This is a genomic window from Kytococcus sedentarius DSM 20547, assembly GCF_000023925.1.
GTDB classification, from domain to species: Bacteria; Actinomycetota; Actinomycetes; order Actinomycetales; family Dermatophilaceae; genus Kytococcus; species Kytococcus sedentarius.
In genome coordinates this window covers 1,829,455-1,853,336 of sequence record NC_013169.1, presented here as the reverse complement: position 1 = coordinate 1,853,336, position 23,882 = coordinate 1,829,455, and the positions used below count along the sequence as shown (strand labels likewise).

The following is a 23,882-nucleotide window of genomic DNA, read 5'->3' as shown; positions in this document are numbered from 1 at the left end:
CAAGGGCATGACCGGCGTCCGCGAGTTCATCAGCGATGAATCGATACCCCAGTCCAGGGTCCTCGGCGTGGATCTCGTACGCGGCGTTCATCGCGTAGGCATCCACCAGGTCCCGGGTCGCTGACCGGGTGGGCGCACCAGGCGTAGAACGCCTGCGGGGAGAACTTCAGCACCCGGCAGGCCACCGTGACGGGGATCCCGTCAGCGGCAAGGTCACCGACCAGCGGGTAGGTCATTTTGGGGACTGGCCCAGCTTCAGGTTCGCCTGTGACAGGTACGCCGCTGCTCGGCGTAGGACCTCGTTCTCCTGCTCCAGCAACCGGTTACGGCGCTTCAGGGCACGCACCTCCTCGGACTCGGCCTTGCTCACGCCCGGACGGGCGCCGTCCTCGACGTCGGCCTGGCGGAGCCAGTTGCGCAGGGTTGATTCCGAGATCCCGAAGTCTTTCGCTGTCTGCGCGATCGGCGCATCGCCACGGCGAGCCACCGCGATCACGTCGTCACCAAACTCCTTGGGGAGAGGTGCAGGCATGGTGACATCCTTCCAGCAGGGACCCAGTCCCCACAGATCAGGTATCAACCAAACCCTCAGCAGTCCCGGAGGCCCAACCGTCGGCCATGGTTCGATGAAGCCTCTCGACTTTCCCATTGGTCTGAGGCCGATACGGGCGAGTCCGTTTCGGGGTGATCCGAAGTGCCTCGCAGGCGTCACGCCACAGGAAGGACCGATACGCGGCGCCGTTGTCCGACAGGACGCGTTCGATGATGACGCTGCGGTCGACGAACCAGTCGACCGCCCGGTGCAGGACGGCGACGGCGGTGATCGCGGTTTCGTCGTCGTGAACCTCGCTGTAAGCGACGCGGGAGTGGTCGTCGATGACGGTGTGTACGAACGCGTACTCGAGCTTGGGGTTGTGCCACTTACTCCGCGGCTTGCCCGGGGTAGCGGAGCGGTTCTTCTCGCCTTGGCGGCGGCCGACATAGCGCCAGCCGCCGCCGTCGGAGATGTTCCCGAGCTTCTTCACATCCACATGCACGAGCGATCCCGGGTAGTCGTGCTCGTAGCGGCGGAGAGGTTCACCTGTAGCACGGTCGACGTTTGCAAGCCGGTTCAGCCGGGTGGTCGTGAGGAGAAAAGAATCATCAGCACGGCTCCCCGTTAGACGTATGGGCGGGTAAGGAGTTCGACAAGGTGGCCGAATGGGTCAAGGACGTAGAGGGCGCGAGCATCCTCTTCCCTCCGGACTTGGGCGCGAAGCGTTCGCTGAGGGTCTGCCCAGTAGTCGGTTCCGGTGCTGACAAGTGAAGCCAAATTGCGAGCGAAGTGCTCGTCGTCGACTAGGAAGGCAAAGTGCAGTTCACTGAAGGTGCTGGGCGGACGAACGAACTGCAACAGCACGCCGTCATCGAGCAGCACGTGAGCAAAGGGACCCCAGGCGGGGGCCGACTTGGCCTCCAGCAGCTCCCGGTAGAATTTGGCGGATTCTTCGGCGTCATGGGCCGGGATGATGATGTGGTTGAACCGGGCAGTCATGGACGTCTCCTATTGATCTTGGGGCATGCAGAAGTGGCCCATGTGAAGACACATGGGCCTAGGGGCGCGAAAAGTCGGCGGTAGTGACCCGCGCAAGCGCCGGCCAACTGCTGACGTGATCTGGACTGGACGCTCGCGGTTAGTCACGCGGCGACGCTGGGTGCGGCGAAAACACCGTCGGCCTCCCAGGGGTTCGGCGCCTCCATGCCTGACACAGACTGCCACCGGCACGCGACGCTGCCTCAAAAGTACCACGGGAGGTGACGAAGCCTCGATCAACGTCCCCGAGCAGTACACCTAGCGGTCAGGACGTCCGTGGCTGGCAGACCGGACAGTGGAACATCACCCGGTCGGCCGGGGCGGCGCCGATCGGGTCCACCCGGATCGGGGTACCGCAGTTCAGGCAGGGACGGTCGGCGCGCCCGTGGACCCACTTCAGCTCCCGCATCGTGTCCGGGGTGGTCCGCTGCACCGCGCGGGCGCAGTTGACCAGCAGCGCCTGCCGGGCCGTGTCCACCACGCGCCACAGCTGGTCGGTGGTCAGCTCGGCCACCGTCGTCCACGGTGACACCCGACGCAGGAAGAGCGACTCCGCGGCGTACATGGTGCCGATTCCGGCGGCGATCCGCTGGTCCAGCAGCGCCTCCCCGAGGGGGCGGGACCCCGCCGCGGCGTAACCGGCCATCGCCCGGTCCCGGTCCCAGTCCGGCCCCAACAGGTCCGGCCCGAGGTGCCCCACGAGGTCGTCCTCGGCGCGGGTGTCCGCCAGGTCCAGCATGCCCAGCGAGGTGCCGACCGCCACGAACTCCGTGCTGGCCACCACCGCGCGCGTCGTGCTCGGGACGCGGCGTGGACCCGGCGCGGGGTGCACCCGCCACGACCCCTCCATGCGCAGGTGGGAGTGCAGCGTCAGCCCGCCCTCGATGCGGTGCAGCAGGTGCTTGCCGCGGGCCACCACCTCGAGGGTGGTGCGCCCCGTCAGGTCCACCGTGGCCAGCGACGGCCAGCGCAGGTCGGTGCGGGTGAGCTCGCGCCCGGCCAGCGCCAGGTGCAGCCGCCGCGCGGTGCGCCAGACGGTGTCGCCCTCAGGCACGGAGCCTCCACCCCTTCGGCGTCGCCCCGAAGCCCGCGGCCTCGAGCGCGGCCACCAGCGGTGACTCGGTGCGCAGGGCCGCCTCCCCGTCGATGGTCTCCACCGACAGGCCCGCGATGCGGCGCTCCCGCACCGCCCGCGCCGCCACCTCGGCGGCCTGCGCGAGCGCCTCGGGGTCGAGGGTGAAGGTCAGCGCCGTGCGGCCACCGCGCTCCCACCACACGGCCGGCACGCCCTCCACGAGGGCCACCAGCGCACCGGCCTTCCGTGACGGACGGTGGCCGCCGCCGGTGGTCTCGGGCCAGGGCAGGGCCGCCCCGTGGACGACGGCGGGGTCGCAGGCACTGAGCAGGCGCGCCTGCACCCGGGGCTGCTCGCCCCGCAGCAGGTCGACGGCTCCCGCGGTCGCGAACTGGGCGGCGCCCAGACCGTCGACGAAGTAGCCCCGCCGCACCCGTCCGGCGTCCTCCGCGGCCGCCAGCACCTTGTACAGCGCGCTGAAGCCGCCGGCCACCTCCTCCGCGGCCACGGCGCCCCGCGTCACCACCCCGTGACGGTCGAGGGCCACCTCCGCGGCGGCGACGGCCCGCACCGTGGGGTCATCGTCCCGCTCGGGCAGCACCGACCAGCGGCCGGCCAGCACGTCCGGCGTGGAGACCGGGCGGTCCCGGCGCACCGCCGCGCCGCTCAGCCCCTGCAACGATGCGGGGCGCCCCGACAACCGCGCCCGCCGGGCCCGGGGACGGGTCTTCTGCGTGGTCCGGCCCCCGGCCAGGCGGGCGCGAACCGGTGCAAAGGTGTCGCAGGTGGCCCGACCCTGCCCGACCAGGTCCCACACGGCATCGGTCCACTGGGTGTCGGTGCTCAGGTGCACCGGGTCCGCATCGTCCGCACGGGCGCCCTGGTGCGCTGTGCGCAGGTCCGCCCACCGCATCGCGCCGCGCGTGGTGAGAAGCTCGCGCACCAGCCCAGACGCGCGGTCCGGGTCCTCCTGCGCGAGCGGCAGCGTGGCCTCCGCCTGGTCGGCCGGGTGGAAGGAGACCCACAGGTCGTCCCCGGCCAGCAGCCCGTGCGAGACCCACAGGAACTCGCCGGTGGCCAACAGCTCGTCCAGCATCCCCGGCGCGTAGTCCCGCACCCGGGCCGGCAGCACCACGCTCTCCACCGCACTGGCGGGCAGCACCGCGCCCGTGAGCTGCTCCAGGGCGCGGGCCACCGCATCCACCCCGCGGCCGGGGTCCTCCAGGCCCTGCCAGCGCAGCACGAAGCGCGCGAAGTCGTCGCCGTCCACCGGCTCGACCTCGGCGCGCAACGCGGCCAGGGAGCGGCGCCGCAGCCGGCGCAGCACGTCGGCGTCGCAGAAGTCCGGGCCCACCCCGTCGTCGGTGTCCCGGCCGCCCAGGGCCGTCGGCAGCAGAGCCCCCTCGCCCACGCGTCCGGAGCGCACCAGCTCGCGCAGCGCCGCCACCACGACGGCCCGCCCCAGCCCGTACCGCTCGGCCAGTGCCTCGGCGCGGAAGGGCCCGTGGGTGCGGGCGTGGCGCACCAGCAGGTCGGTCAGCGGGTCGGTGCTCACCACCATGGCGGCCTGGGGGATGCCCGGCGGCACCGGCACCCCCAGCGCGTCCCGCAGCCGGGCCACGTCCTCCACCACCGCCCAGCAGTCCCGCCCGCCCACCGGCACCCGCACGATGCGGCGCGCGCCCTCCAGCTCGGCCGTCCAGGCGGCCGGGTCGCCCTCGGGCACGCTGCGGGCGGCGAGCTCCGCGTCATCGAGCGGACCCAGCACGCGCAGCAGGTCCGCCAGGTCCTCCGCGTGGCGGGCCCGGCGGTCGACGGCGGTGTGCTGCAGCTCGGCCTCGGTGTCGGCCACGGCCTGCGGGTCCAGCAGGTCCCGCAGCTGCGTGCCGTCGGACCGCCCCAGCAGGTCGGCGAGCAGCGTGGGGTCCAGCGCCAGGGCCGCGGCTCGCCGCTCGGCCAGCGGGGAGTCGCCCTCGTAGAGGAACTGCGCCACGTAGCCGAACATCAGGTTCTGCGCGAAGGGGCTGGCGGTGGGGGTCTCCACGAAGCTCAGCCGCACCTCGCGCCCGGCGAGACGCCGCATCAGCGCCGTCAGGGCAGGCACGTCGTAGACGTCCTGAACCACCTCGCGGACGGCCTCCAGGACGATCGGGAACTCCGGGTGCCCCGCCGCCACCTCGAGCAGCGACGCAGCCCGCTGGCGCTGCTGCCACAGGGCCTGCCGCCGGTCGGGCCGGCGCCGGGGGAGCAGCAGTGCCCGCGCCGCGCACTCGCGGAAGCGGGAGGCGAAGAGCGCGGAGCCGCCGATGAGGGCGGTCACCTCGTCGTGGACCTCCTCCGGGTCCAGGGCCACGAGCTCCCCGAGGGCGACGTCCAGCGAGCGGGCGTCCAGGGCCACGGTGCCGCTGGCCGCAGCGTCGGCCCCGTCACCCGGCGCGCCGACGGGTCCACCAGCACCGCCACCCGGCGCGCCGGCGGGGGCCACCGCATCGGGCACGGCCCACGCGTCCCACCCCCCGAGGTCCGGCAGGCGCAGCACGATGCCGTCGTCGGCGTGCAGGGCCTGCACGTCCACCCCGAAGCGCTGGCGCAGCCGCTCGGCCAGCACCAGCGCCCACGGGGCGTGGACGGGGGAGCCCCAGGGGGAGTGGATGACCACCCGCCAGTCGCCCAGCTCGTCGCGGAAGCGCTCCACCACCACGGTGCGGTCGTCCGGCACCGCGGTGGTGGCCTCGGCCTGCGCGGCCACGTGGGCCAGCACGTTGTCCACGGCCCACTCGTCCAGACCGCCGTCGGTCAGCCGGGCCCTCAGGGTCGCCTCGTCGCCGGTGGCGAGCTCGCGCACGAAGGCACCCAGGTGGCCGCCCAGCTCCGCCGGCCGTCCCAGCCCGTCGCCGTGCCAGAAGGGGAGCTTTCCCGGCTGGCCGGGCGCGGGGGAGACCAGCACCTGGTCGTGCGTGATGTCCTCGATGCGCCACGACGAGGTGCCGAGGGTGAAGACGTCGCCCACCCGGGACTCGTAGACCATCTCCTCGTCCAGCTCACCGACCCGCCGGCCCGGTCCGCCCCCGCCGGCGAGGAAGACACCGAAGAGCCCGCGGTCGGGGATGGTGCCGCCGGACAGGATGGCCAGGCGCTGCGCCCCGGGGCGGGCGGTCAGCAGGTCGTCCACGCGGTCCCAGACCAGCCGGGGCCGCAGGTCGGCGAAGTCCTCCGAGGGGTAGCGGCCGGTGAGCATCTCCAGGACGGACTCCAGCACCGCGCGCGAGAGATCCGACCACGGGGCCGCGCGCCGCACCATCGTGTGCAGCTCCCCGACCGACCAGTCGTCCATGGCACACGCTGCGACCACCTGCTGGGCGAGCACGTCCAGCGGGTTCGCGGGGATCCGCAGCGCCTCGATGCCGCCGCTGCGCATCTGCTCGACCACCACCGCGGTCTCCAGCAGGTCCTGTCGGTGCAGGGCGTGGAAGCTGCCGCGGCTGACCGCCCCCACCTGGTGGCCGGCGCGCCCGACCCGCTGCAGGCCGCTGGCCACGCTGGGCGGGGACTCCACCTGGACCACCAGGTCCACCGCGCCCATGTCGATGCCGAGCTCCAGCGAGCTCGTCGCCACCACGGCCGGGAGCGTGCCGGCCTTCAGCGCGTCCTCGATCTCGGCCCGGTGCTCCTTGCTCACCGACCCATGATGCGCCCGCGCCAGCACCGCGGGTGCCCCGGCCGAGGCGCCGGCCTGCGCCATCATCTCGGCGGGCGATCGGGGGCTCGATGCGGTGACTCGTCCTGCGCTGCCGCGGTCGGTGTCGCCGCCGCCCGCACCCTCGTCGGCTTCGGCTGCGCTGCCCGCGTCGGTGTCGGCCAGGGCCACCCGCTCGGCCCAGATCTCGTTGAGCCGCGCCGTCAGCCGCTCGGCCGACCGGCGCGAGTTGCAGAACACCAGGGTCGAGGTGTGGCGTGCGATCTCCTCGACGATGCGGTGCTCCACGTGGGGCCAGATGCTCGCCCGGTCGCGGGGATCGGCCCCCGCCACCTCCGGGGAGAGGTCCGCCAGCGTGAGGTGCTCCGGAAGGGAGAGCTCGGACTCGACGTCCGAGGTGCCTGGCACGCCGGGCGCTCCCGGCGCGCTGTCGCCCGCCGAGGCCGCCGCACCCGCCCCGCCCGGCACGCTCCCCGCATCGGGCTGGGCGGGCGAGACCTGGGGCGCGGTGCTCAGGTCGGCCATGTCCGGCACGTCGGCGTGGACGGACAGCTCCCACGCCTTCTCGGCCGGTGGCTGGACGATCGTCACCGGGCGCCCGCCCGTCAACCAGCGCCCCACCTCGTCCACCGGGCGGACCGTCGCCGAGAGCCCGATCCGCTGCGCGGGCCGCTCCAGCATCGCGTCCAGGCGCTCCAGGGAGAGCGCGAGGTGGGCGCCCCGCTTCGTGCCGGCCAGCGCGTGGACCTCGTCGACGATCACGGTGGTCACCCCGGTCAGCTGCTCCCGGGCCCGTGAGGTGAGCAGCAGGTACAACGACTCCGGGGTGGTGATCAGGACGTCGGCCCCGCCGCTGGCGAACCGGCGACGCTCGGCCGCCGGGGTGTCCCCAGAGCGCAACGAGACACTCACCTGCGGCGCCTCGCCCCCCAGTCGGGTGGCCGCGTGTCCGATGCCGGACAGGGGCGCCGAGAGGTTGCGCTCCACGTCCACCGCCAGGGCCTTCAGCGGCGAGACGTAGATGACGCTGCACGGCGCCTCGGGGCGCTGCTGGTCGCCGTGCGGGACGAACCGGTCGAGGGACCACAGGAAGGCCGAGAGCGTCTTGCCCGAGCCGGTCGGGGCCACCACGACCGTGTTCTCCCCGCGGCTGATCGCGTCCCACGCCCCGGCCTGCGCGGCGGTGGGCGCAGCGAAGTTCGCCTCGAACCACGCGCGGGTGGGAGGGGAGAACCGCTGCAGCACGTCATCGGACATCGGGGCCAGCCTGCCACCGTGCGCCGACAACCTCGCGGTCGGGGATGATCGTCCTCGTGCTGGCTGTCTTCGAGGGGTTCTGGACCATCGGTGGTGTGGTGGCCGTCGGGTGGTTCCTGGCCTCCCGCGAGCTGGTGCCGCACGCCAGCATCGAGGCGCTCAGCCGGGTCACCTTCACGGTGGCGACCCCGGTGCTGCTGTTCACCGTCATCTCCGCCGCGCCCCTGGGCAGCGTGCTGGGCCCCCACCTGGTGATCACCCTGGGGGCGGCGCTCACGGTGGCCGCCGTCTCGGTCCTGCTCGCGCGGCGATGGGGTGTCGGGCCGGGGGAGACGGTCATCGGCGCCTTCGCCGCGGGGTACGTGAACGCGGGGAACCTGGGCATCCCCATCGCGGTCTACGTGCTGGGCGACGCCGTGTACGCCACACCGGTGCTGCTGGGGCAGCTGCTCGTGCTGCAACCCATCGGCCTGGCGGTGCTCGACTCCGCCGACCGGCAGCGGGCGGGTCAGGGGAGGCTGCGCTCGGTCCTGGCCTCGGGGTTGAACCCGCTCACGGTGGCCTCACTGCTGGCACTGGCGGTGGCGGCGTCGGGCTGGCAGGTGCCCCAGGGGGTGCGCGGGCCGCTGGACCTCATCGCGGGGCTGGCCGTGCCGGCCATGCTGCTGGCCTACGGCATGTCGCTGCGATGGGGGCCGGTCCCGTTTGTCGGTGGGGGACGGCGCGAAGTGGTCGTCGCGTCCGTCCTCAAGCTGATCGTGATGCCGCTGGTGGCGTGGGGGCTCGCCGTGGCCTGGGGGCTGGAGGGGCACGCCCTGCTGGTGGCCGTGGTCACCGCGGCGCTGCCCACCGCGCAGAACGTGTTCCTGTTGGCGACCATCTACCGCCGCGGGGAGGTGGTGGCACGCGATGCGGTGTTCGCCACCACGATGCTCTCGCTGCCGGTGGTGCTGGCCGTGGTGGCGCTCCTGGGGTGAGGCTCACCCCATCGAGGACACACGGAAGGGGCCGGGTGGATCGCTCCACCCGGCCCCTTCTCAGCGTGCGGTCAGCGCTGCGTTCAGCGGCGCGTGCCCGGCAGGTCGTCGCCGTCGAGACGGCCGTCGCCGTCACCGAAGCGGTCGTCGGCCCTGCCGACGATGCCGTCGCGGCGCGTGTCGGTGCCGCCGACGCGGTTGTTGTTGGCGTCCACGACGCGCACGTCGTCATCGTCACGACGGGTCGGGTCGGTGCGGTGGGTGTCGTTGGCGCGGTAGGTGTCGGTCGTGCGGTCACGGGGGGTGTGACCCACCTCCGGCTGCTCCTTCTTGCGGCCGCCCAGCAGACCGGCCAGACCCAGCAGACCCAGCAGGCCCCACGGGAAGTCGAAGCCGTCGTCCTCGTTGTTCTCGGTGGACTCGGAGGAGGTGGTGGTGCTCTCAGAGGCCGAAGACGTCTCCGACGCCATAGCGGCGGGGGCGGTCACGGCGGCGACGGGGGTGGCGGCCAGCGCGATGGCCAGAGCGATGGAACGAGTGCTACGCATGGTGAATTCTCCTTGCGTCGTCTCGGGACGGTGGCGATCTGCCGATGTCCCTTTCACTACCGAGCCAAGCACAATCCTGCTCCCGGCGCGACCGTTTCGCTCCGGACCCGCCCGAATGTGAGACTTCATCCATGCGAATCAGCCAATTGAGGGAGCTCATGACCGACGAGTTCGGCGCCGGAATGACGGCCCACATCACGGGGAACCACGTGCTCTCGTCCATTCCCGGGGACCTGACGGTGGATGCCGCGCTGGCGCAGGACGTGCCGCCGCGCGACATCTGGCGGGCGCTGTGTGAGGACTTCGACGTCCCCCCGGAGCGGCAGCTGGGCCGTGACCAGGGACGGCGGCCGGGAGCCGGGGGCGGTGCGGGCGGCCGTGCCGGAGGCTCGTTGCGCTGAGCGACACGCCGAACAGTCGTCGGTGGCGGTGCGAACAGTTGTTCTGTACGCTACTCACAGGTCACCTCGCCCACGACGGGCTGGGGGCGCTCGTCCACACCGTGGACCCGTGTCCCCGGAGGTTGTCGGTGGGGGGACCTAGCGTCTGATGCAGACCCGGAAGTGCCGTGCGGGGATCAACCACACGGGCTTGTGGGAGGTACTGCGTCGAAGGTGGGCGCGCCCGACCCGATGTGAGAAGGAAGTGGTGAGCATGGCCGGCAAGAACAACGCGGACCCGAACGCGGAGCGTACGAGGTCGCTCGATGCGGTGATGTCCCAGATCGAGAAGCAGCACGGCAAGGGCGCGGTGATGCGTCTGGGCGACGACACCCGTCCGCCGATCGCCACGATCCCGACCGGGTCCATCGCCCTGGACGTGGCACTGGGTCTGGGCGGTCTGCCGCGGGGCCGTGTCATCGAGGTGTACGGCCCGGAGTCCTCCGGTAAGACGACCGTGGCCCTGCACGCCGTGGCGAACGCCCAGAAGGCCGGCGGGATCGCGGCCTTCATCGACGCCGAGCACGCGCTGGACCCGGAGTACGCCAAGAAGCTGGGCGTCGACGTCGACAACCTGCTGGTCTCGCAGCCGGACACCGGTGAGCAGGCGCTGGAGATCGCGGACATGCTGATCCGCTCCGGCGCGCTGGACATCATCGTCATCGACTCTGTGGCGGCGCTGGTGCCCCGTGCGGAGATCGAGGGTGAGATGGGTGACTCCCACGTGGGTCTGCAGGCCCGGCTCATGAGCCAGGCGCTGCGCAAGATCACCGGCGCCCTGAGCAACACCGGCACCACGGCCATCTTCATCAACCAGCTGCGCGAGAAGATCGGTGTGATGTTCGGCTCCCCGGAGACGACCACCGGTGGAAAGGCGTTGAAGTTCTACGCCTCCGTGCGCATCGACGTGCGCCGCATCGAGACGCTGAAGGACGGGACCGACGCGGTGGGCAACCGCACCCGTGCCAAGATCGTCAAGAACAAGGTGTCCCCGCCGTTCAAGCAGGCCGAGTTCGACATCCTCTACGGCCAGGGCATCTCCCGCGAGGGCGGAATCATCGACATGGGGGTGGAGCACGGCTTCATCCGCAAGTCGGGTGCCTGGTACACCTACGAGGGAGACCAGCTGGGGCAGGGCAAGGAGAACGCCCGCCAGTTCCTTAAGGACAACCCCGACCTCACCGAGGAGCTCGACCGCAAGATCAAGGCGAAGCTCGGCATCGGGGTCGACCCGAACGCCCCCGTGGACGACGTCGACGCCGAAGCCGCGGCCCTGCGGGACGCCCCGGCGGCAGACGAGGTCGAGGTCACCTTCTGACCGTGACCCCTCAGCAGCGCTCTGCCGAGCGCACCCTCCGCCCGTCGGCTGCTGCCGATGAGTGACGGACCCATGACACCGAACCCCGATGCGTCGACCCCGCGTCGGGGTTCGGCCCGTGCCCGAGGGCACTCCGGGGCGGAGGGCGTGGACATGGAGGAGCTGCGCCGGATCGCGGCGGGGGAAGGCGGTTCCGCCGGCGACGACGGGGTGGTTGTCGGCGGATCGGTGCGCGGGCGCTCGACGACCCCGCCCCCGGAGGACCCCGCCGCGCAGGAGTCCGAGGCGGACCCGTACGAGGTCGCTCGCGCGATCGTGCTGCGGCAGCTGACGGCGGCGCCGCGCAGTCGCAAGCAGCTCGAGGACAAGCTCCTCCAGCGGAACTGCGACCCCGACGTGGCCGCCGAGGTGCTGGACCGCATGGAGGCGGTCGGCCTGGTCGACGACGAGGCCTACGCCCACATGCTCGTGCGTTCGCAGCAGCAGGGCCGCGGTCTGGCCCGGCGCGGGCTGGCGCACGAGCTGCGCAAGAAGGGCGTGGACGAACAGACGGCCGAGGTGGCCCTGGATGCAGAGGTCACCGCCGAAGGCGAGCGGGCCCGCGCCGAGGAGCTGGTGGCCAAGAAGCTGCGCACCATGTCCGGCCTGGACCGGCAGGTGAAGACCCGTCGGCTGGCCGGCATGCTCGCCCGCAAGGGGTACTCCGGGGAGCTGGCCTACTCGGTCATCCGGGAGGCGCTGGACCAGGACCCCGAGCACCGCCGCGACTGAGTCACTGCGCGGACCGGACGCCCTGAGTCACTGCACCGAGCGGCCCACTTCGGTCACGAGGGCCTGCACCTGCGCCGTGATCGCTTCGCGGTTCGCCTCGAAGGTGGGGTTGGTCAGCTCGGCCGGGTTCTCGGCATCGAGGCCCTCCAGCACCGGGGTGTGGATGTGCCCGCCGGGCGCCCCCAGACCCAACGCGTCGCGCAGCAACGTGGCACGGTAGGCGATCTCGTTCGAGAGGTAGTCGCCCCCACCGCCGGCGCGGGCCTGGGACCCCGGCGTGGGCCCGTCCTCGCGGACGGTTCCCGGGTTGGCCGGGGCCGGGCAGTCGGTGGTGACCGGCTCGGGCGGCGTGAAGCCCCCGCGCCAGGCACCGTTGACTGCCTCGAGGTCGAACTGCCCGGGCCGTCCCTGGCTGGTGGTGGCGAAGGCGTCCACCTGCCGGCGGGAGATGCGGTCGAGGTCGTCGATGAGGCCCTGCCGGTCCGCCTCGGAGAGAGCGAACTGCGGGCCCCACTGCCGCAGCGTGGCGGCCATGGCCAGCCGGGTCCAGTAGAGGGGGCGGTCGTCGCCGGCGCTCAGCGTCCCCCTCACCGGCCCCTTGCCCTGGGCGCGCTTCACCGCATCGCGCCACAGGGCGGTGCTGTGCTTGGCCACGGTGCGCTCGGCCTGCGCGGGGTTTGTGGTGCGGCAGAACTCGGTGTGGAAGCGCTCGAGGGAGCGGGTGAAGCCGCCCTCGGCCACGAAGCGCGCCGGCTCGGGCCGCTCGAGGTAGGCCTCCTCGCCGGCGAGCTCGCGCCCGGCGTCCGTGCAGTCGGCGGCAGGCAGCTCGGGGGCGGTTCCCGTGCGGGCGGGCGGGAGTTTTCCCACAATGTCGCCAGGGAGTGGTGAACCTCCCGCTGAGGGGGTGTTTCACCGCTCCGTGTCCTCCGGGCGGCCGCGTCAGCCCTGCGAGCCGCCGGCGACGTCGTAGGACCACAGCTCGGCGCTCATGCCCACCGGCTTCTGGCGCTGCTCACCGGCAGCCTCACCGCCAGCGTGGCCGTGGCCGCCGCCGTGGCCGTCACCGCTCACGCTGTCCTTGCCCTGGCCACCGTGGGTGCGCTGGAACTCCTGCCCGGAGGTCCACGCCTCGAAGGACGCCTCGTCCTCCCAGCGGGTCACCACCAGCCAGGTGGTCCGCCCGTCGGTGGGGCGCAGCAGCTCGAAGCCCTTGAAACCCGGCTGGCCGTCCACCGCGCCGGCACGGGCGGCGAAGCGGCGGGCCAGCTCGTCGCCCGAGTCAGCGGGCACGGTGATGGCATTGATCTTGATGACGTCGCTCATGGGTCCATCGTGGCACCTGCCTGCGCCGACCGCGGCGCCGGTCGATTTGGCGGCGCCCCGTATTCTGGTGGGCACGATGAGCACCGCCACCCCCAAGACCTATGACGTCCGCACCCACGGGTGCCAGATGAACGTCCACGACTCCGAGCGCCTCTCCGGGCTGCTGGAAGGCGCGGGCTACACGGACCTCGATGCGGTCGAGCCCGCCGAACGCCCCGAGGTCGCCGACGTCGTGGTGTTCAACACCTGCGCGGTGCGCGAGAACGCCGCCAACAAGCTCTACGGCAACCTCGGTCAGCTGCGGCAGGCCAAGCGGGAGAACCCCGACCTGCAGATCGCCGTCGGGGGCTGCCTGGCGCAGAAGGATCGCGACACCATCGTGGCCAGGGCCCCGTGGGTGGACGTGGTCTTCGGCACCCACAACATCGGCTCCCTGCCGGTGCTGCTGGAGCGCGCCCGCCACAACCAGGAGGCGCAGGTCGAGATCCTCGAGGCGTTGGAGACCTTCCCCTCCACGCTGCCCACGCGGCGCGACTCCGCGTACTCCGGCTGGGTCTCCATCTCCGTCGGCTGCAACAACACCTGCACCTTCTGCATCGTCCCGGCGTTGCGCGGCAAGGAGAAGGACCGCCGCCCCGGCGACATCCTGGCTGAGGTGCGCGCGCTGGTGGAGCAGGGCGTCGTGGAGATCACGCTCCTGGGCCAGAACGTCAACACCTACGGCGTCGAGTTCGGCGACCGGCAGGCGTTCAGCAAGCTCCTGCGCGCCTGCGGTGAGATCGAGGGCCTGGAGCGCGTCCGCTTCACCAGCCCGCACCCGGCGGCCTTCACCGATGACGTGATCGACGCCATGGCCGAGACGCCCAATGTCATGCCGAGCCTCCACATGCCGCTGCAGGCCGGCTCGGACAAGGTGCTCAAGGACATGCGCCGCAGCTACCGCTCCAAGAAGTTCCTCGGCATCCTCGACCGCGTGCGCGAGCAGATCCCGCACGCCGCGATCACCACGGACCTCATCGTCGGCTTCCCCGGCGAGACCGAGGAGGACTTCGCCGAGACCCTCCGTGTGGTGGAGGCCAGCCGCTTCTCCAGCGCGTTCACCTTCCAGTACTCCATCCGCCCCGGCACCCCCGCCGCGGAGATGGCCGACCAGGTCCCCAAGGCCGTCGTCCAGGACCGCTTCGACCGCCTCATCGAGCTGCAGGAGCGCATCTCCTGGGAGGAGAATCGCACGCAGGAGGGGCGCACCGTCGAGGTGCTCGTCGCCCCCGGTGAGGGACGCAAGGACGCCGAGACCCACCGCATGTCCGGCCGCGCCGACGACAACCGTCTGGTCCACTTCGCCCTCCCGGCCGACCTGCCCGATGCGGAGCGCCCCCGCCCGGGCGACATGGTCACCGTGGAGGTCACCTACGGCGCGCCGCACAACCTCATCGCCGACTCCGCGGTCACCGGCGGCACCTTCTCCGTGCGCCGCACCGCCGGGGGCGACGCCTGGGAGCGCGCCCAGGGCATGCCGGCCAAGAAGCCGGCCGTGGGCCTCGGGATGCCGCAGGTCGGCCAGCCCCCGAAGCCCGACGTCGCGGTGGCGCCCTGCGCCGTGGACTGACCGGCCCGACGGCGTGCCCTCCTCCGAGTAGTACCTCGTCAGCGGAGTCGACAGGGAACGATCGCCGTCACCGGCGGCGACGGTGCGCAGGAGATACTCATACCCGTCGCCAGCCGACATCACCCGCATCGAGACCGTCATACCCACCAGGTGAGCCGACGCCGTAACCGACGCTGCCGCTACACCGAGGCAGGGTTCCGCCTTCAGGAATAGAGCGACTGCTTGTTCACGGCGTTCCAGAGGACGAGAGCGAGGCCGAGAGCGAAGGCGATCGCCGCTCCGAGGGCTGCGGCTCGGAAGCCGGTGATGTTGCCGAACCCGGTTGCGAGGCTGCCGAGCACGGCGACGCCGACGACGCTGCCGGTCTGTCTGGCGGCGTTGATCACGCTTCCGGCGATCCCCGTCAGGGTGTCCGGGGCGGCGGAGACCGCGGCGCTGGTCGCCGCGGGCATCGCGATCGCCATTCCCAGCCCTGCGACGAATGTCAGGATCGCCACCACCGGGTAAGGGGTAGAGGTGTCGAAGATCATCAGACTCGCGAATCCTGCCGTGCCGATCGCGAGGCCGGTGAGCATCGCCCGCTGTGGGGTGTGTGCGGCGGTGATGCGGCCGCCGAGCGGGGCGCCGATGATCGCGCCGAGTGCTTGCGGGGCCATGACGAGCCCCGCGATCGCGGGTGCGAGGCCACGGGTGTCCTGGATGTACAGGGTGAGTGCGAGCAGTTGCCCGAAGAAGCTGAAGTTCAGCACGAACCCGACCACCGTCGCCGTGGAGAATCCGGGCGCGGAGAAGATCGACAGTGGCAGCATCGGCGTCCGGCTGCGGCGCTCGTGCCACACGAACCCGACTGCAGCCAGGACCGCGACAGCGAACCCGGCGGCCGCACGGGCGGTGAGGCCGTGGTCGCCGGTGTCGATGATCGCGAACGTCAACCCGGCCAGCGCCAGGATCGCCAGCATCTGACCGGCCGCGTCGAGCCGGCCCGGTCTCGCGGTACGGGCGGGCAGAGACCGGAGGGCGCCAATCGCTATGGCGACGACGACGGGCACGTTGACCCAGAAAGCGGCGCGCCAGCCGATTCCGTCGAGGAGCACGCCGCCGAGCAGCGGCCCGACCGCCGCGGCCACGCCGCCGGCCGCGCCCCACAGTCCGACCGCTGTGGCTCGTGCGGCGGGGTCGGTGAAGAGCTCGGTGATCAGGGCGAGGGTGGCCGGTACGACCGCGGCCGCCCCGATACCTTGGATCGCGCGGGACGCGATGAGCAGGCCAGCGTTCGGGGCCAGGGCGCACGCGATCGAGGCGAGCGCGAACACGGCGATGCCGGTCAGGTAGACGCGGCGCGCCCCGTACTGGTCGCAGGCGCTGCCGGCGGGCAGCAGCAGGGCGGCGAACACGAGCGTGTACGCGTCCATGATCCACGCCAGGCCACCCGGTGAGACTGACAGACCGGTGCCGAGGTGGGGCAGGGCGATATTCACGATCGTGGTGTCCAGCATCACGAGGAAGTAGCCGGCGACGACGACCCATGTCCCTGCACTGCTTGCCCGTTGCCCCATGGGTTTCCTCTCGTCGTACTGCGTTCAGCTACGACGCTCCCACGCGGATGGTTCGGTGGCCGCCGAACCGTTCGGGCGGGAGAATGGGGGGCATGGAGCGGACCTTCCCCGAAGCGGCGCCGAGTATCGCGCCGGTCGCGGCGGCGCTGGCCGACCCGTCACGGGCGGTGATGTGCACGGCGCTGATGGACGGGCGCGCCTGGACGCCGGGCGAGCTGGCGACGCTCTGCGGTATCGCGCGCTCTACCGCGACCGAGCACCTGTACCGGCTTGCCGAGGCTGGTATCACCGTCGACGTCCGGCAGGGCAAGCACCGCTACGTCACCCTCGCCGGTGATCAGATCGCGGAACTCCTCGAACGCCTCGCCGCCGTCAGCGGTCACACGCTCCCGACGGCGCCGAGCCTGAGCGCGTCCGACCGGACGAGGCGATTCCGCGAGGGGCGCACCTGCTACAAGCATCTCGCTGGGCGTCTCGGCCTCCACCTCACTGACGCCCTCCGCTCACACGGTCATCTCGATGAGGACTGGCGGCTCACCGGCGCCGGCACAGCGTGGGCCGCACGTCACCGTCTCGATCTGTCCGAGCATCGCGGCAAGCCCTGCCTGGATACGACGGAACGACGTCCTCATCTGGCCGGGCCCCTGGGAGTCTCCCTCTGCGCGGCCCTGTTCGCGCAGCGCTGGATCAGCCGCATCGGAGACGGCCGAGCGGTCAGGCTCACGCCAGATGGTCGAGGCAACCTCCGCGATCTCCTACAACTCGCCTGAAACCATGCCCAAGGAGATGCCGCTACGTTCACGACCGGACGGCGTTCTCGCTTGCATGTGGTGCCGCTTGGCTGGCGTGGGCGGTGGTCAAGTCCCGTGGAGTGGTGTAGCGGCATCCTTCGGGTCGTGGGGTTGGTGGTTTAGGCGGTGAGGGCGGGCAGGGTGGTGGTCGTGGTGGTCTCCTCGGGGGTGGTGACGAGGTGCAGGCGGCAGCGGGCCAGGAGGTCCAGGCCCATGTAGCGGCGGCCCTCGGCCCATTCGTCGGTTTGTTCGGCCAGGACGGCTCCGACGAGGCGGACAACGGCGGCCCGGTTGGGAAAGATCCCCACGCTGTCGGTGCGGCGGCGGATCTCCCGGTTGAGCCGTTCGGCGGGGTTGTTCGACCAGATCTGGGACCACACGTCCTTGGGGAAGGCGGTGAAGGCCAGGATGTCTGCCCGGGCAGCGTCCAGGTGGTCGTGCACGTCCGGGAGCTTCTCGGCGACGTAGTCCAGCAGTCGGTCGAACTGGGCCTCGACTGCGGGGGCGTCGGGCTGGTCGTACACGCTATGCAGCATGGCCTTGACCGCCGGCCACATGCTCTTGGGGCAGGTGGCCATGAGGTTGGCGGCGTAGTGGGTGCGGCATCGCTGCCAGGTAGCGCCGGGCAGGTTCGCCCGCAGCGCCTCGACCAGACCGACGTGGGCATCAGAGGTGACCAGCTGGACACCGGTCAGGCCGCGGGCGACGAGATCGGCGAAGAACTCGTTCCACGCCGAGTGGGTCTCCCCGGTGGCCACGCGAAGGCCCAGGACCTCCCGGCGACCGTCGTTGTTCACACCGGTGGCGATCAGAGCGACGGTGTTGATGACTCTGCCGCCTTCACGGACCTTCATCGTCAGCGCGTCAGCCGATATGAAGGTCCAGGGGCCGGCGGTGTCCAGGGGGCGGTGGCGGAACTCCTCGACGTGCTCGTCGAGCTCGGCGGCCATTCGGGAGACCTGCGACTTCGACAGGCTGTCGATCCCCAGTGTCTTGACCAGTTTGTCCATCCGTCGAGTGCTCACTCCGGCGAGGTAGCAGTCGGCCACGACGGTGATCAGGGCCGACTCGGCCCGCTTGCGGCGCTCCAGGAGCCACTGGGGGAAGTAGGTCCCGGTGCGGAGCTTCGGGACGGCCACGTCGATCGTGCCGACCCGGGTGTCCAGGTCCCGGTGGCGGTACCCGTTGCGTTGGGCGGTGCGGGTCTGGCTGGGGCGGCCGTACTCGGCGCCGACCACCGCGTCGGCGTCTGCCGACAGCAGGGCGTTGATCACTTCCTGCAGCAGGTGGCGCATCAAGTCCGGGGACGCCTCGGCCAGGGCTTCGCCCAGCAGGCCGGCAGGGTCCACAATGTGGGGTGCGGTCATCGTGATGACTCCGTTCGAGGATTCTGTGGAAGGTTGACTCGAAGGATCACACGGTGACCGCGTCCATGTCCGGGACGATCACGGGGCCACCGCGCTACACCACTATGCGGGACTCAACTTGGGCGGTGAGGGGTAACGCTGGGGTTACCTCCGATTGGGGTGGCAGCGTCATCGACGGAGGGGCGCTTGCGGCGTGAGATGGACGTATGGTTCTTCATCAGGCACCGGCCCCTCCTGCGTCGACGATTCACGCCGAGCAGATCGTCAAGATCCCCCCCGGCAGCGTCGGGCAGCCTCCCATCCTTCGGGGTGTCTCTCTGGACCTGAGCGGTGGTGGACTCACCGCCGTGGTCGGCCCCAGCGGTGCGGGCAAGACATCCTTGCTGTATTGCCTCAGCGGCCTCGACAAGCCGGACCAGGGGCAGGTCTGGGTCAACGGAACGGATCTGTACTCGCTCGGCGACGAGAAGCGCACCCGGTTCCTTCGTGGGACGGCGAGTTTCGTGTTCCAGCAGTACAACCTCATCGGCTACCTCACCGTGGAGGAGAACGTCCGGCTCCCTCATGCCTTGGCCAAGCGGAGAATCGATGCCGACGCGGTGACGGACATCCTCGCCCGGTTCGGTCTGACGGAGAAGCGTTCGGCGCGGGTGAGCACGCTGTCCGGGGGTGAGCAGCAGCGGGCGGCTCTATGCCGGGCGATCCTGATGCGGCCGTCGGTGATCTTCGCCGATGAGCCCACCGGCGCGCTCGACACCGCCAATACCGGTATCGTGCTGCGGGTCTTGCGTGAGCTGGCCACCCAGGACTGCTCGGTCGTGATGGTCACCCACGACGTCGAGTCCGCCGCGTTGGCCGATCGGATCGTGTTCATGCGCGACGGGATGATCGCCCATGTCACCGGGCGGCTCGGCGTGGACGAGATCCTCCACACCATGGCACGGCTCGGAGGCAGGTGACATGCACAAGTACGCTCGTCGCATCCTTCTGTCCGATCTCGGCAGCTGGTGGCCGGCGATCGCCACGGTCGCCGGCGTGACCATGCTGGTCGGGTTGTGCACCGCGCAGTTCGCCTGGACCCACGACGCCCGCTTCATCGCCGCAGTCTCGGCGCAGGGCCATGCGATCACCGAGTTCACGATCGTGTCCGAAACGATCTACCTGCTCGTCGCCGCCCTCGCGCTGTTCTCGCTGACGGTCGTCGGCATCGCGACCGTGGAGTCCACTCGGCGCACGTTCTCCCAGTGGCGTCTTGTGGGGGCCACGCCGAACGATGTCAGGCGCAGCATCTGGGCGCTGGTCGCGACGGCGGCGTGCATCGGTGCCGTGCCCGGATCGGTCCTCGCGCTCGGCCTGAGCTATCTCGTCGTCCCGGCATTCAACCAGATGGCCGCGCCGGGCTTCGACGCCCCGATCCTGCCGCCGTCGATCCTCGCCTGGCTCGTGTCCCTGCTCCTGGGGGTGGCCACCTGCATGCTCGGGGCGTTCGGGCCGGCGCATCGAGCGTCGCGGACGCAGGCGATCGAGGTCTTCCGTGCCGTTCCCGGCCGTCGCCGGAAGGGCTGGTGGTGGCGGGCACCACTCGCAGTGATCCTGCTCGTGTCCTCGCTGGCGATGGTGGTCGCCGCGGCCGTCATGGGCCGATCCGAGGCCGGTGTGGCGGTGATGTTCAACCTCGCCATGAACGCCGGCATCTCGGCGGTGCTGTTCATCTACGTCGTCGGCCCGCTCCTCATTCCCGTCGCGCTCGCGGGTCTGGGCCACCTGGCCGGGGCCGTGGGCAGCGTCACGGGGCTACTGGCGGGCAAGGCCGCCGTCGAGCGGGCGGGGACGAGTGCGAACACCATCGCCCCACTGGCGGCGGGCATCGGCGGTGTGGGCGTCATCCTCACCTCCGTCGAGTCAGCGGCAGCCGTGGTCAGGTCCTTCGACAGCTCGGTGGAGACGAACCTCGCCGACACGCTCATCATGGCCGCGCTGATCTCCTTCGTCCTCCTAGTCACCTCTGCCGCGGTCGTCTCGCTCGCCTCGCGTGATCTCGAACGCGAGCACTCGCTGCTGCGGATCGCCGGGATGCCCAGCCGCCGCATCACCCTCTGGTACGTCTGGCAGTCGTGCCTCCTCGCGCTGACCGGCACCGTGCTCGCGCTCGTCCCGATCGTCATCACCGTGGCGACGACGGCCATCAGCTCGGCCGCTTACGCCGGTCATCCGATCGTCTCTGTGCCGTGGATGACCCTGGTTCTCGGGTTCGTTCTGGCGTGGCTGGTGCTCTTCCTCGTGCAGTGGTGGCCTGCTCGGGCCTCGTTGCGCGCCGATGTCGCGGTGGGGCTGCGGGCGGCATGACGAAGACGGGGCTGAGCGTGCGCCAGCGGGAAGCTCCAGGAGCGCCCGCGACAATGGGAGGCATGCGAGACAGGCAGCCGAGAGTCACGACCCCCGGTGTCGCGCTGCGCCGCCATCCGGGCCGCCTGCTGTTCACGTCTTGGCCGTGGCGGTGCCTCGCCTTTCTGCTCAGCACCCCGCTGGTCGCCGCGGTCTGGCTCGTGAGTTGCTGGCCGCTGCTGACCTTTGCCGGTGTGCCGCTCGGGCACCTCGAACGGCACCGGCTCAGGTTGCTCGATCTCGCACCGATCCCGAACCCGCACGTCCCGGGCCCGCGGGCAGGGCTGGCGGCGTGGATCCGTGTGCGGGCGAGGGAGCGGATCAGCTGGACCGAACTGCTGCACGGTGCGCTCCTGGTCCCGCTGTCGGTGCTGAACTTCGCCGTCCTGACGTTGGGGCTGCTGATGCCGGGCATGCTCGCCACGTCCAGTGGGCTCCTGGTCGTGTTCAGCATCTTGGGAGTGGATCCGGCGACCGTCGACCCGGGCACGACCGCGATCCAGCGTGACCCTCTCGCTCAGGTTCTGCTCTGCGTGCTCGGCCTCGTTCTCCTGATCGCCGGCCTCTACGCCGTCACCCTCCTCGCGGAGGGGCAGCGCTACCTCGCCCGGATGCTGATCACCGAACCCGCCCCAGAGCTGTCCGCTCAGGTCGAAGGGCTCACCCGCTCCCGTGCCCGCGTCACCGACGCGTTCGACGCCGAACGCCGCAGGATCGAACGCGACCTCCACGACGGAGCCCAGCAGCGCCTCACCGCGCTCGTGATGACACTCGGAACGATGCGCTACCAGCACGACCGCGGCCACGACGTCACCGACCTCATCGACCAGGCCGGCCACGACGCCCGCCGCGCCGTCGAGGAGCTCCGCCAGATCGTGCACGACATCTTCCCCGCCGCGCTGCGCGAGAACGACCTGACCGGTGCCCTCGACGACCTCGCCGCCAGCACGGAGACCGCAGGCATCACCACGACGGTCACCATCGACCTCCCCTCCGAACTCCCGACCGACGTGCAAGTCGGGGTCTACTTCGCGACCAGCGAACTGTTCACCAACGTGCTCAAACACGCCCGCGCGACCAACGTTCGCCTCCTCGGCCACCAAACCGAGGAAGGTCGCATCTTCGTGACCGTCGAAGACGACGGAGCAGGCGGCGCGGATCCGGACGGCACCGGCCTGCTCGGCGTAATCGACCGCATCGAGACGCTCGGCGGCCGGGTCCACCTCGTCAGCCCGGTCGGCGGCCCGACCCGCATCAGTTTGGAGGTCCCATGCGCATCGTGATCGCCGAAGACGCCGCACTCATACGCGAAGGACTGAAGAGTCTGCTGCACACGGCCGGCCATGATGTCGTCGCCGCTGTCGAGAACGGGGAGGACCTCCTCGACGCCGTCCGCGCCCATGCTCCCGATGTGTCGATCATCGATGTGCGGATGCCGCCGACGTACACCGACGAAGGCATCCAGGCCGCACGCGCACTCCGGCTCATCAACCGGGCCGAACCGATCCTCGTGCTCTCCCAGATCGTCTCCCGACGCGCCGCCGCCGAGCTGCTCACCACCGGCGACGGCGGGATCGGCTACCTCCTCAAAGACCGCGTCGGCAACGTCGAGGAGTTCTTTACCGCGCTCGACACCATCGCCGACGGTGGCCAAGTCATCGACCCCCAAGTCGTCCGCGAACTGCTGCGCCGCCGATCCCGCCTGGACGCCCTCACGCCCCGCGAGATCGACGTCCTCGCACTCATGGCCGAAGGCAAGACCAACACCGCCATCGCCCGGGCACTCGTGGTCAGCGATGCGGCGATCGCCAAGCACATCAACCGCATCTTCGCCAAGCTCGACCTGGACACCGACGAGGCCTCCCACAAACGCGTGCAAGCCGTTTTGACGTATCTCCGCCAGTGACCACTCCACGCCTACTTGATCACCTCAATAGATTGAGAACCGCAGAAACTAGCCGATCAAGACGGCACTACTTTTACTTCCCCACGGGGTTGTCGGTTCAGCCTGACAACGTCGTCGCGGGGGGGGGCTCACGCCGCACCCGGCCGGCCCCCAGGAGCCCCGTGAGCAGCGGTCCCCCATTCGGAGACGGTCCAGCCTCCGGCTCCCGCGTCGGCGCCAGGGTGGACGCAGCGCCGGAGGGGCACGCCCGATCGGCCGGGTGAACGCCGGCCCGGTTGCGCGCCGCTGGGGCGGTGGTTGAGTCTGGGGCTCCAGGGACACCACCAGCGAGGGAGCACCATGCGCGCTGAACGCCTCACCGACCGGGTCGCTTACCACGGGGAAGGACCGGTGTGGCTGCCCGACCACGGGGGACTGACTTGGGTGGACATGCTCGATGGGGACGTGCTCACCCTGCGCGGCGACCGCATCGACCGCCGGCACGTCGACAGCGTGGTGGCCTGCGTACGCCCCCGCACGAACGGGGGGCTGGTGTACGGCATCGAGCGGGGGTTCGCCCTGGAGGACGCCGACGGTGCGCTGCGCCGCATCGAGCTCTGGCAGGACGCGAACCTGCGCATGAACGAGGGGGCGGTGGACCCCGAGGGGCACTTCTACTGCGGCTCGATGCCGTACGACCGCACCCCGGGCGCGGCGAGCTTGTACCGCTTGGCGCCCGACGGCACGGTGACCACGGTGCTGCCGGAGGTGACCATCTCCAACGGCCTGGACCACAGCCCGGACGGGCGGCTGGCCTACTACAACGACACCCACGAGCAGCGGATCGACGTCTTCGACCACGCCCCGGAGGCCGGTCTGGTGAACCGGCGCACCCTGGTGGACACCGGGCCCGACGGCCGGCCCGACGGGCTGACGGTGGACGCCGAGGGCAACATCTGGACGGCGATGCACCGCGGCAGCGCCGTGCACTGCTACAGCCCGGAGGGGACCCTCGAGCAGGTGGTCGAGCTGCCCACCCCGTTGGTGACCGCCTGCACGTTCGGCGGGGACGACCTGGCGACGCTGTTCATCACCACCTCGCGGGAGGGGATGGCCGAGGACGACGACGACCAGCTGGCCGGTTCGCTGTTCACGGTGCAGCCCGGGGTGAGGGGTCTACCGGTGCGGGCGTTCGCCGGCTGAACCCAGCGGTCACCCGGCCCGGTCGAGCTTCCCCGAGCCGGGAGACGCCGCAGGGCGGCCCCGGAGATCCCGGGGCCGCCCTGCGGCGGCGCTCACACGCGCCGGAG

General features: G+C 71.1%; 19 protein-coding genes and 2 pseudogenes. 11 read left to right on the top strand and 10 right to left on the bottom strand.

What is annotated here, in order from left to right; translation table 11 throughout:
* Positions 1–10: 10 nt before the first annotated feature.
* The 5 genes and pseudogenes from KSED_RS15340 to KSED_RS08685 form a co-directional block, all read right to left on the bottom strand.
* Positions 11–532, bottom strand: a pseudogene (locus tag KSED_RS15340) (transposase); the annotation flags it as partial.
* A 70-nt stretch (positions 533–602) separates the two neighbouring features.
* Positions 603–1,133, bottom strand: a pseudogene (locus tag KSED_RS08700) (DDE-type integrase/transposase/recombinase); the annotation flags it as partial.
* A 26-nt stretch (positions 1,134–1,159) separates the two neighbouring features.
* Positions 1,160–1,534 carry a VOC family protein gene (locus tag KSED_RS08695; RefSeq protein ID WP_015779728.1) on the bottom strand — a complete coding sequence of 125 codons (375 nt, stop codon included), beginning with the start codon at positions 1,532–1,534 and terminating at the stop codon, positions 1,160–1,162.
* Between the two features lie 304 nt (positions 1,535–1,838).
* On the bottom strand, positions 1,839–2,627 hold the full coding sequence (locus tag KSED_RS08690; RefSeq protein WP_015779727.1) for an Fpg/Nei family DNA glycosylase: 789 nt from the start codon (positions 2,625–2,627) through the stop codon (positions 1,839–1,841).
* Positions 2,620–7,602 carry an Lhr family helicase gene (locus KSED_RS08685; protein ID WP_015779726.1) on the bottom strand — a complete coding sequence of 1,661 codons (4,983 nt, stop codon included), beginning with the start codon at positions 7,600–7,602 and terminating at the stop codon, positions 2,620–2,622. The genes KSED_RS08690 and KSED_RS08685 overlap by 8 nt, the downstream gene beginning before the upstream one ends.
* 44 nt (positions 7,603–7,646) lie before the next feature.
* On the opposite strand from KSED_RS08685, the gene KSED_RS08680 reads away from it, so the two are divergent.
* Positions 7,647–8,579 (top strand): AEC family transporter, encoded by a 933-nt coding sequence (locus KSED_RS08680; protein WP_015779725.1) that lies wholly within the window; start codon positions 7,647–7,649, stop codon positions 8,577–8,579.
* Between the two features lie 83 nt (positions 8,580–8,662).
* Here the strand turns inward: KSED_RS08680 and KSED_RS15040 are convergent, their stop codons facing one another.
* On the bottom strand, positions 8,663–9,127 hold the full coding sequence (locus KSED_RS15040; protein WP_015779724.1) for a WGxxGxxG family protein: 465 nt from the start codon (positions 9,125–9,127) through the stop codon (positions 8,663–8,665).
* A gap of 131 nt (positions 9,128–9,258) precedes the next feature.
* On the opposite strand from KSED_RS15040, the gene KSED_RS08670 reads away from it, so the two are divergent.
* From KSED_RS08670 to KSED_RS08660, 3 genes are all read left to right on the top strand, one after another.
* On the top strand, positions 9,259–9,528 hold the full coding sequence (locus KSED_RS08670) for a DUF3046 domain-containing protein (protein WP_041290912.1): 270 nt from the start codon (positions 9,259–9,261) through the stop codon (positions 9,526–9,528).
* A gap of 148 nt (positions 9,529–9,676) precedes the next feature.
* Positions 9,677–10,885, top strand: coding sequence for a recombinase RecA (gene recA, locus KSED_RS08665; RefSeq protein ID WP_373419157.1), 1,209 nt, complete (start codon positions 9,677–9,679; stop codon positions 10,883–10,885).
* Between the two features lie 57 nt (positions 10,886–10,942).
* Positions 10,943–11,656 (top strand): regulatory protein RecX, encoded by a 714-nt coding sequence (locus KSED_RS08660; RefSeq protein ID WP_237699517.1) that lies wholly within the window; start codon positions 10,943–10,945, stop codon positions 11,654–11,656.
* Positions 11,657–11,683: 27 nt separating this feature from the next.
* Here KSED_RS08660 and KSED_RS08655 read toward each other — a convergent pair whose 3' ends face one another.
* The gene (locus KSED_RS08655) at positions 11,684–12,523 is read right to left on the bottom strand and encodes a PA0049 family protein (RefSeq protein WP_015779720.1); all 840 of its coding nucleotides are present in this window, start codon (positions 12,521–12,523) and stop codon (positions 11,684–11,686) included.
* 72 nt (positions 12,524–12,595) lie between these two features.
* Positions 12,596–12,979: an antibiotic biosynthesis monooxygenase family protein gene (locus KSED_RS08650; RefSeq protein ID WP_015779719.1), complete on the bottom strand. Its 384-nt coding sequence runs from the start codon at positions 12,977–12,979 to the stop codon at positions 12,596–12,598.
* Positions 12,980–13,055: 76 nt separating this feature from the next.
* Here KSED_RS08650 and miaB point away from each other — a divergent pair, with 76 nt between their 5' ends.
* Positions 13,056–14,588, top strand: coding sequence for a tRNA (N6-isopentenyl adenosine(37)-C2)-methylthiotransferase MiaB (miaB, locus tag KSED_RS08645; RefSeq protein ID WP_015779718.1), 1,533 nt, complete (start codon positions 13,056–13,058; stop codon positions 14,586–14,588).
* Between the two features lie 203 nt (positions 14,589–14,791).
* On the opposite strand, the gene KSED_RS08640 is transcribed toward miaB, so the two are convergent.
* A complete protein-coding gene (locus KSED_RS08640) occupies positions 14,792–16,144 on the bottom strand; it encodes an MFS transporter (protein WP_015779717.1) in 1,353 nt (450 codons plus the stop codon).
* 92 nt (positions 16,145–16,236) lie between these two features.
* On the opposite strand from KSED_RS08640, the gene KSED_RS08635 reads away from it, so the two are divergent.
* Positions 16,237–16,914, top strand: coding sequence for an ArsR/SmtB family transcription factor (locus tag KSED_RS08635; protein WP_015779716.1), 678 nt, complete (start codon positions 16,237–16,239; stop codon positions 16,912–16,914).
* Between the two features lie 140 nt (positions 16,915–17,054).
* On the opposite strand, the gene KSED_RS08630 is transcribed toward KSED_RS08635, so the two are convergent.
* A complete protein-coding gene (locus KSED_RS08630; protein WP_012802133.1) occupies positions 17,055–18,302 on the bottom strand; it encodes an IS256 family transposase in 1,248 nt (415 codons plus the stop codon).
* Positions 18,303–18,508: 206 nt separating this feature from the next.
* Here KSED_RS08630 and KSED_RS08625 point away from each other — a divergent pair, with 206 nt between their 5' ends.
* The 5 genes from KSED_RS08625 to KSED_RS08605 all read left to right on the top strand — a co-directional run bounded on the left by KSED_RS08625 (position 18,509) and on the right by KSED_RS08605 (position 23,775).
* Complete coding sequence (locus tag KSED_RS08625; protein WP_015779715.1) at positions 18,509–19,261, top strand: ABC transporter ATP-binding protein; 753 nt, start codon at positions 18,509–18,511, stop codon at positions 19,259–19,261.
* A gap of 1 nt (position 19,262) precedes the next feature.
* Entirely contained in the window at positions 19,263–20,648 is a 1,386-nt protein-coding gene (locus tag KSED_RS08620) for an FtsX-like permease family protein (protein WP_015779714.1), read from the top strand.
* A 62-nt stretch (positions 20,649–20,710) separates the two neighbouring features.
* A complete protein-coding gene (locus KSED_RS08615; RefSeq protein ID WP_198479746.1) occupies positions 20,711–21,970 on the top strand; it encodes a sensor histidine kinase in 1,260 nt (419 codons plus the stop codon).
* Entirely contained in the window at positions 21,958–22,593 is a 636-nt protein-coding gene (locus KSED_RS08610) for a response regulator transcription factor (RefSeq protein ID WP_015779712.1), read from the top strand. Before KSED_RS08615 ends, KSED_RS08610 begins: the two co-directional genes overlap by 13 nt.
* A 339-nt stretch (positions 22,594–22,932) precedes the next feature.
* Positions 22,933–23,775 (top strand): SMP-30/gluconolactonase/LRE family protein, encoded by an 843-nt coding sequence (locus KSED_RS08605; protein ID WP_015779711.1) that lies wholly within the window; start codon positions 22,933–22,935, stop codon positions 23,773–23,775.
* Positions 23,776–23,882 lie beyond the last annotated feature (107 nt).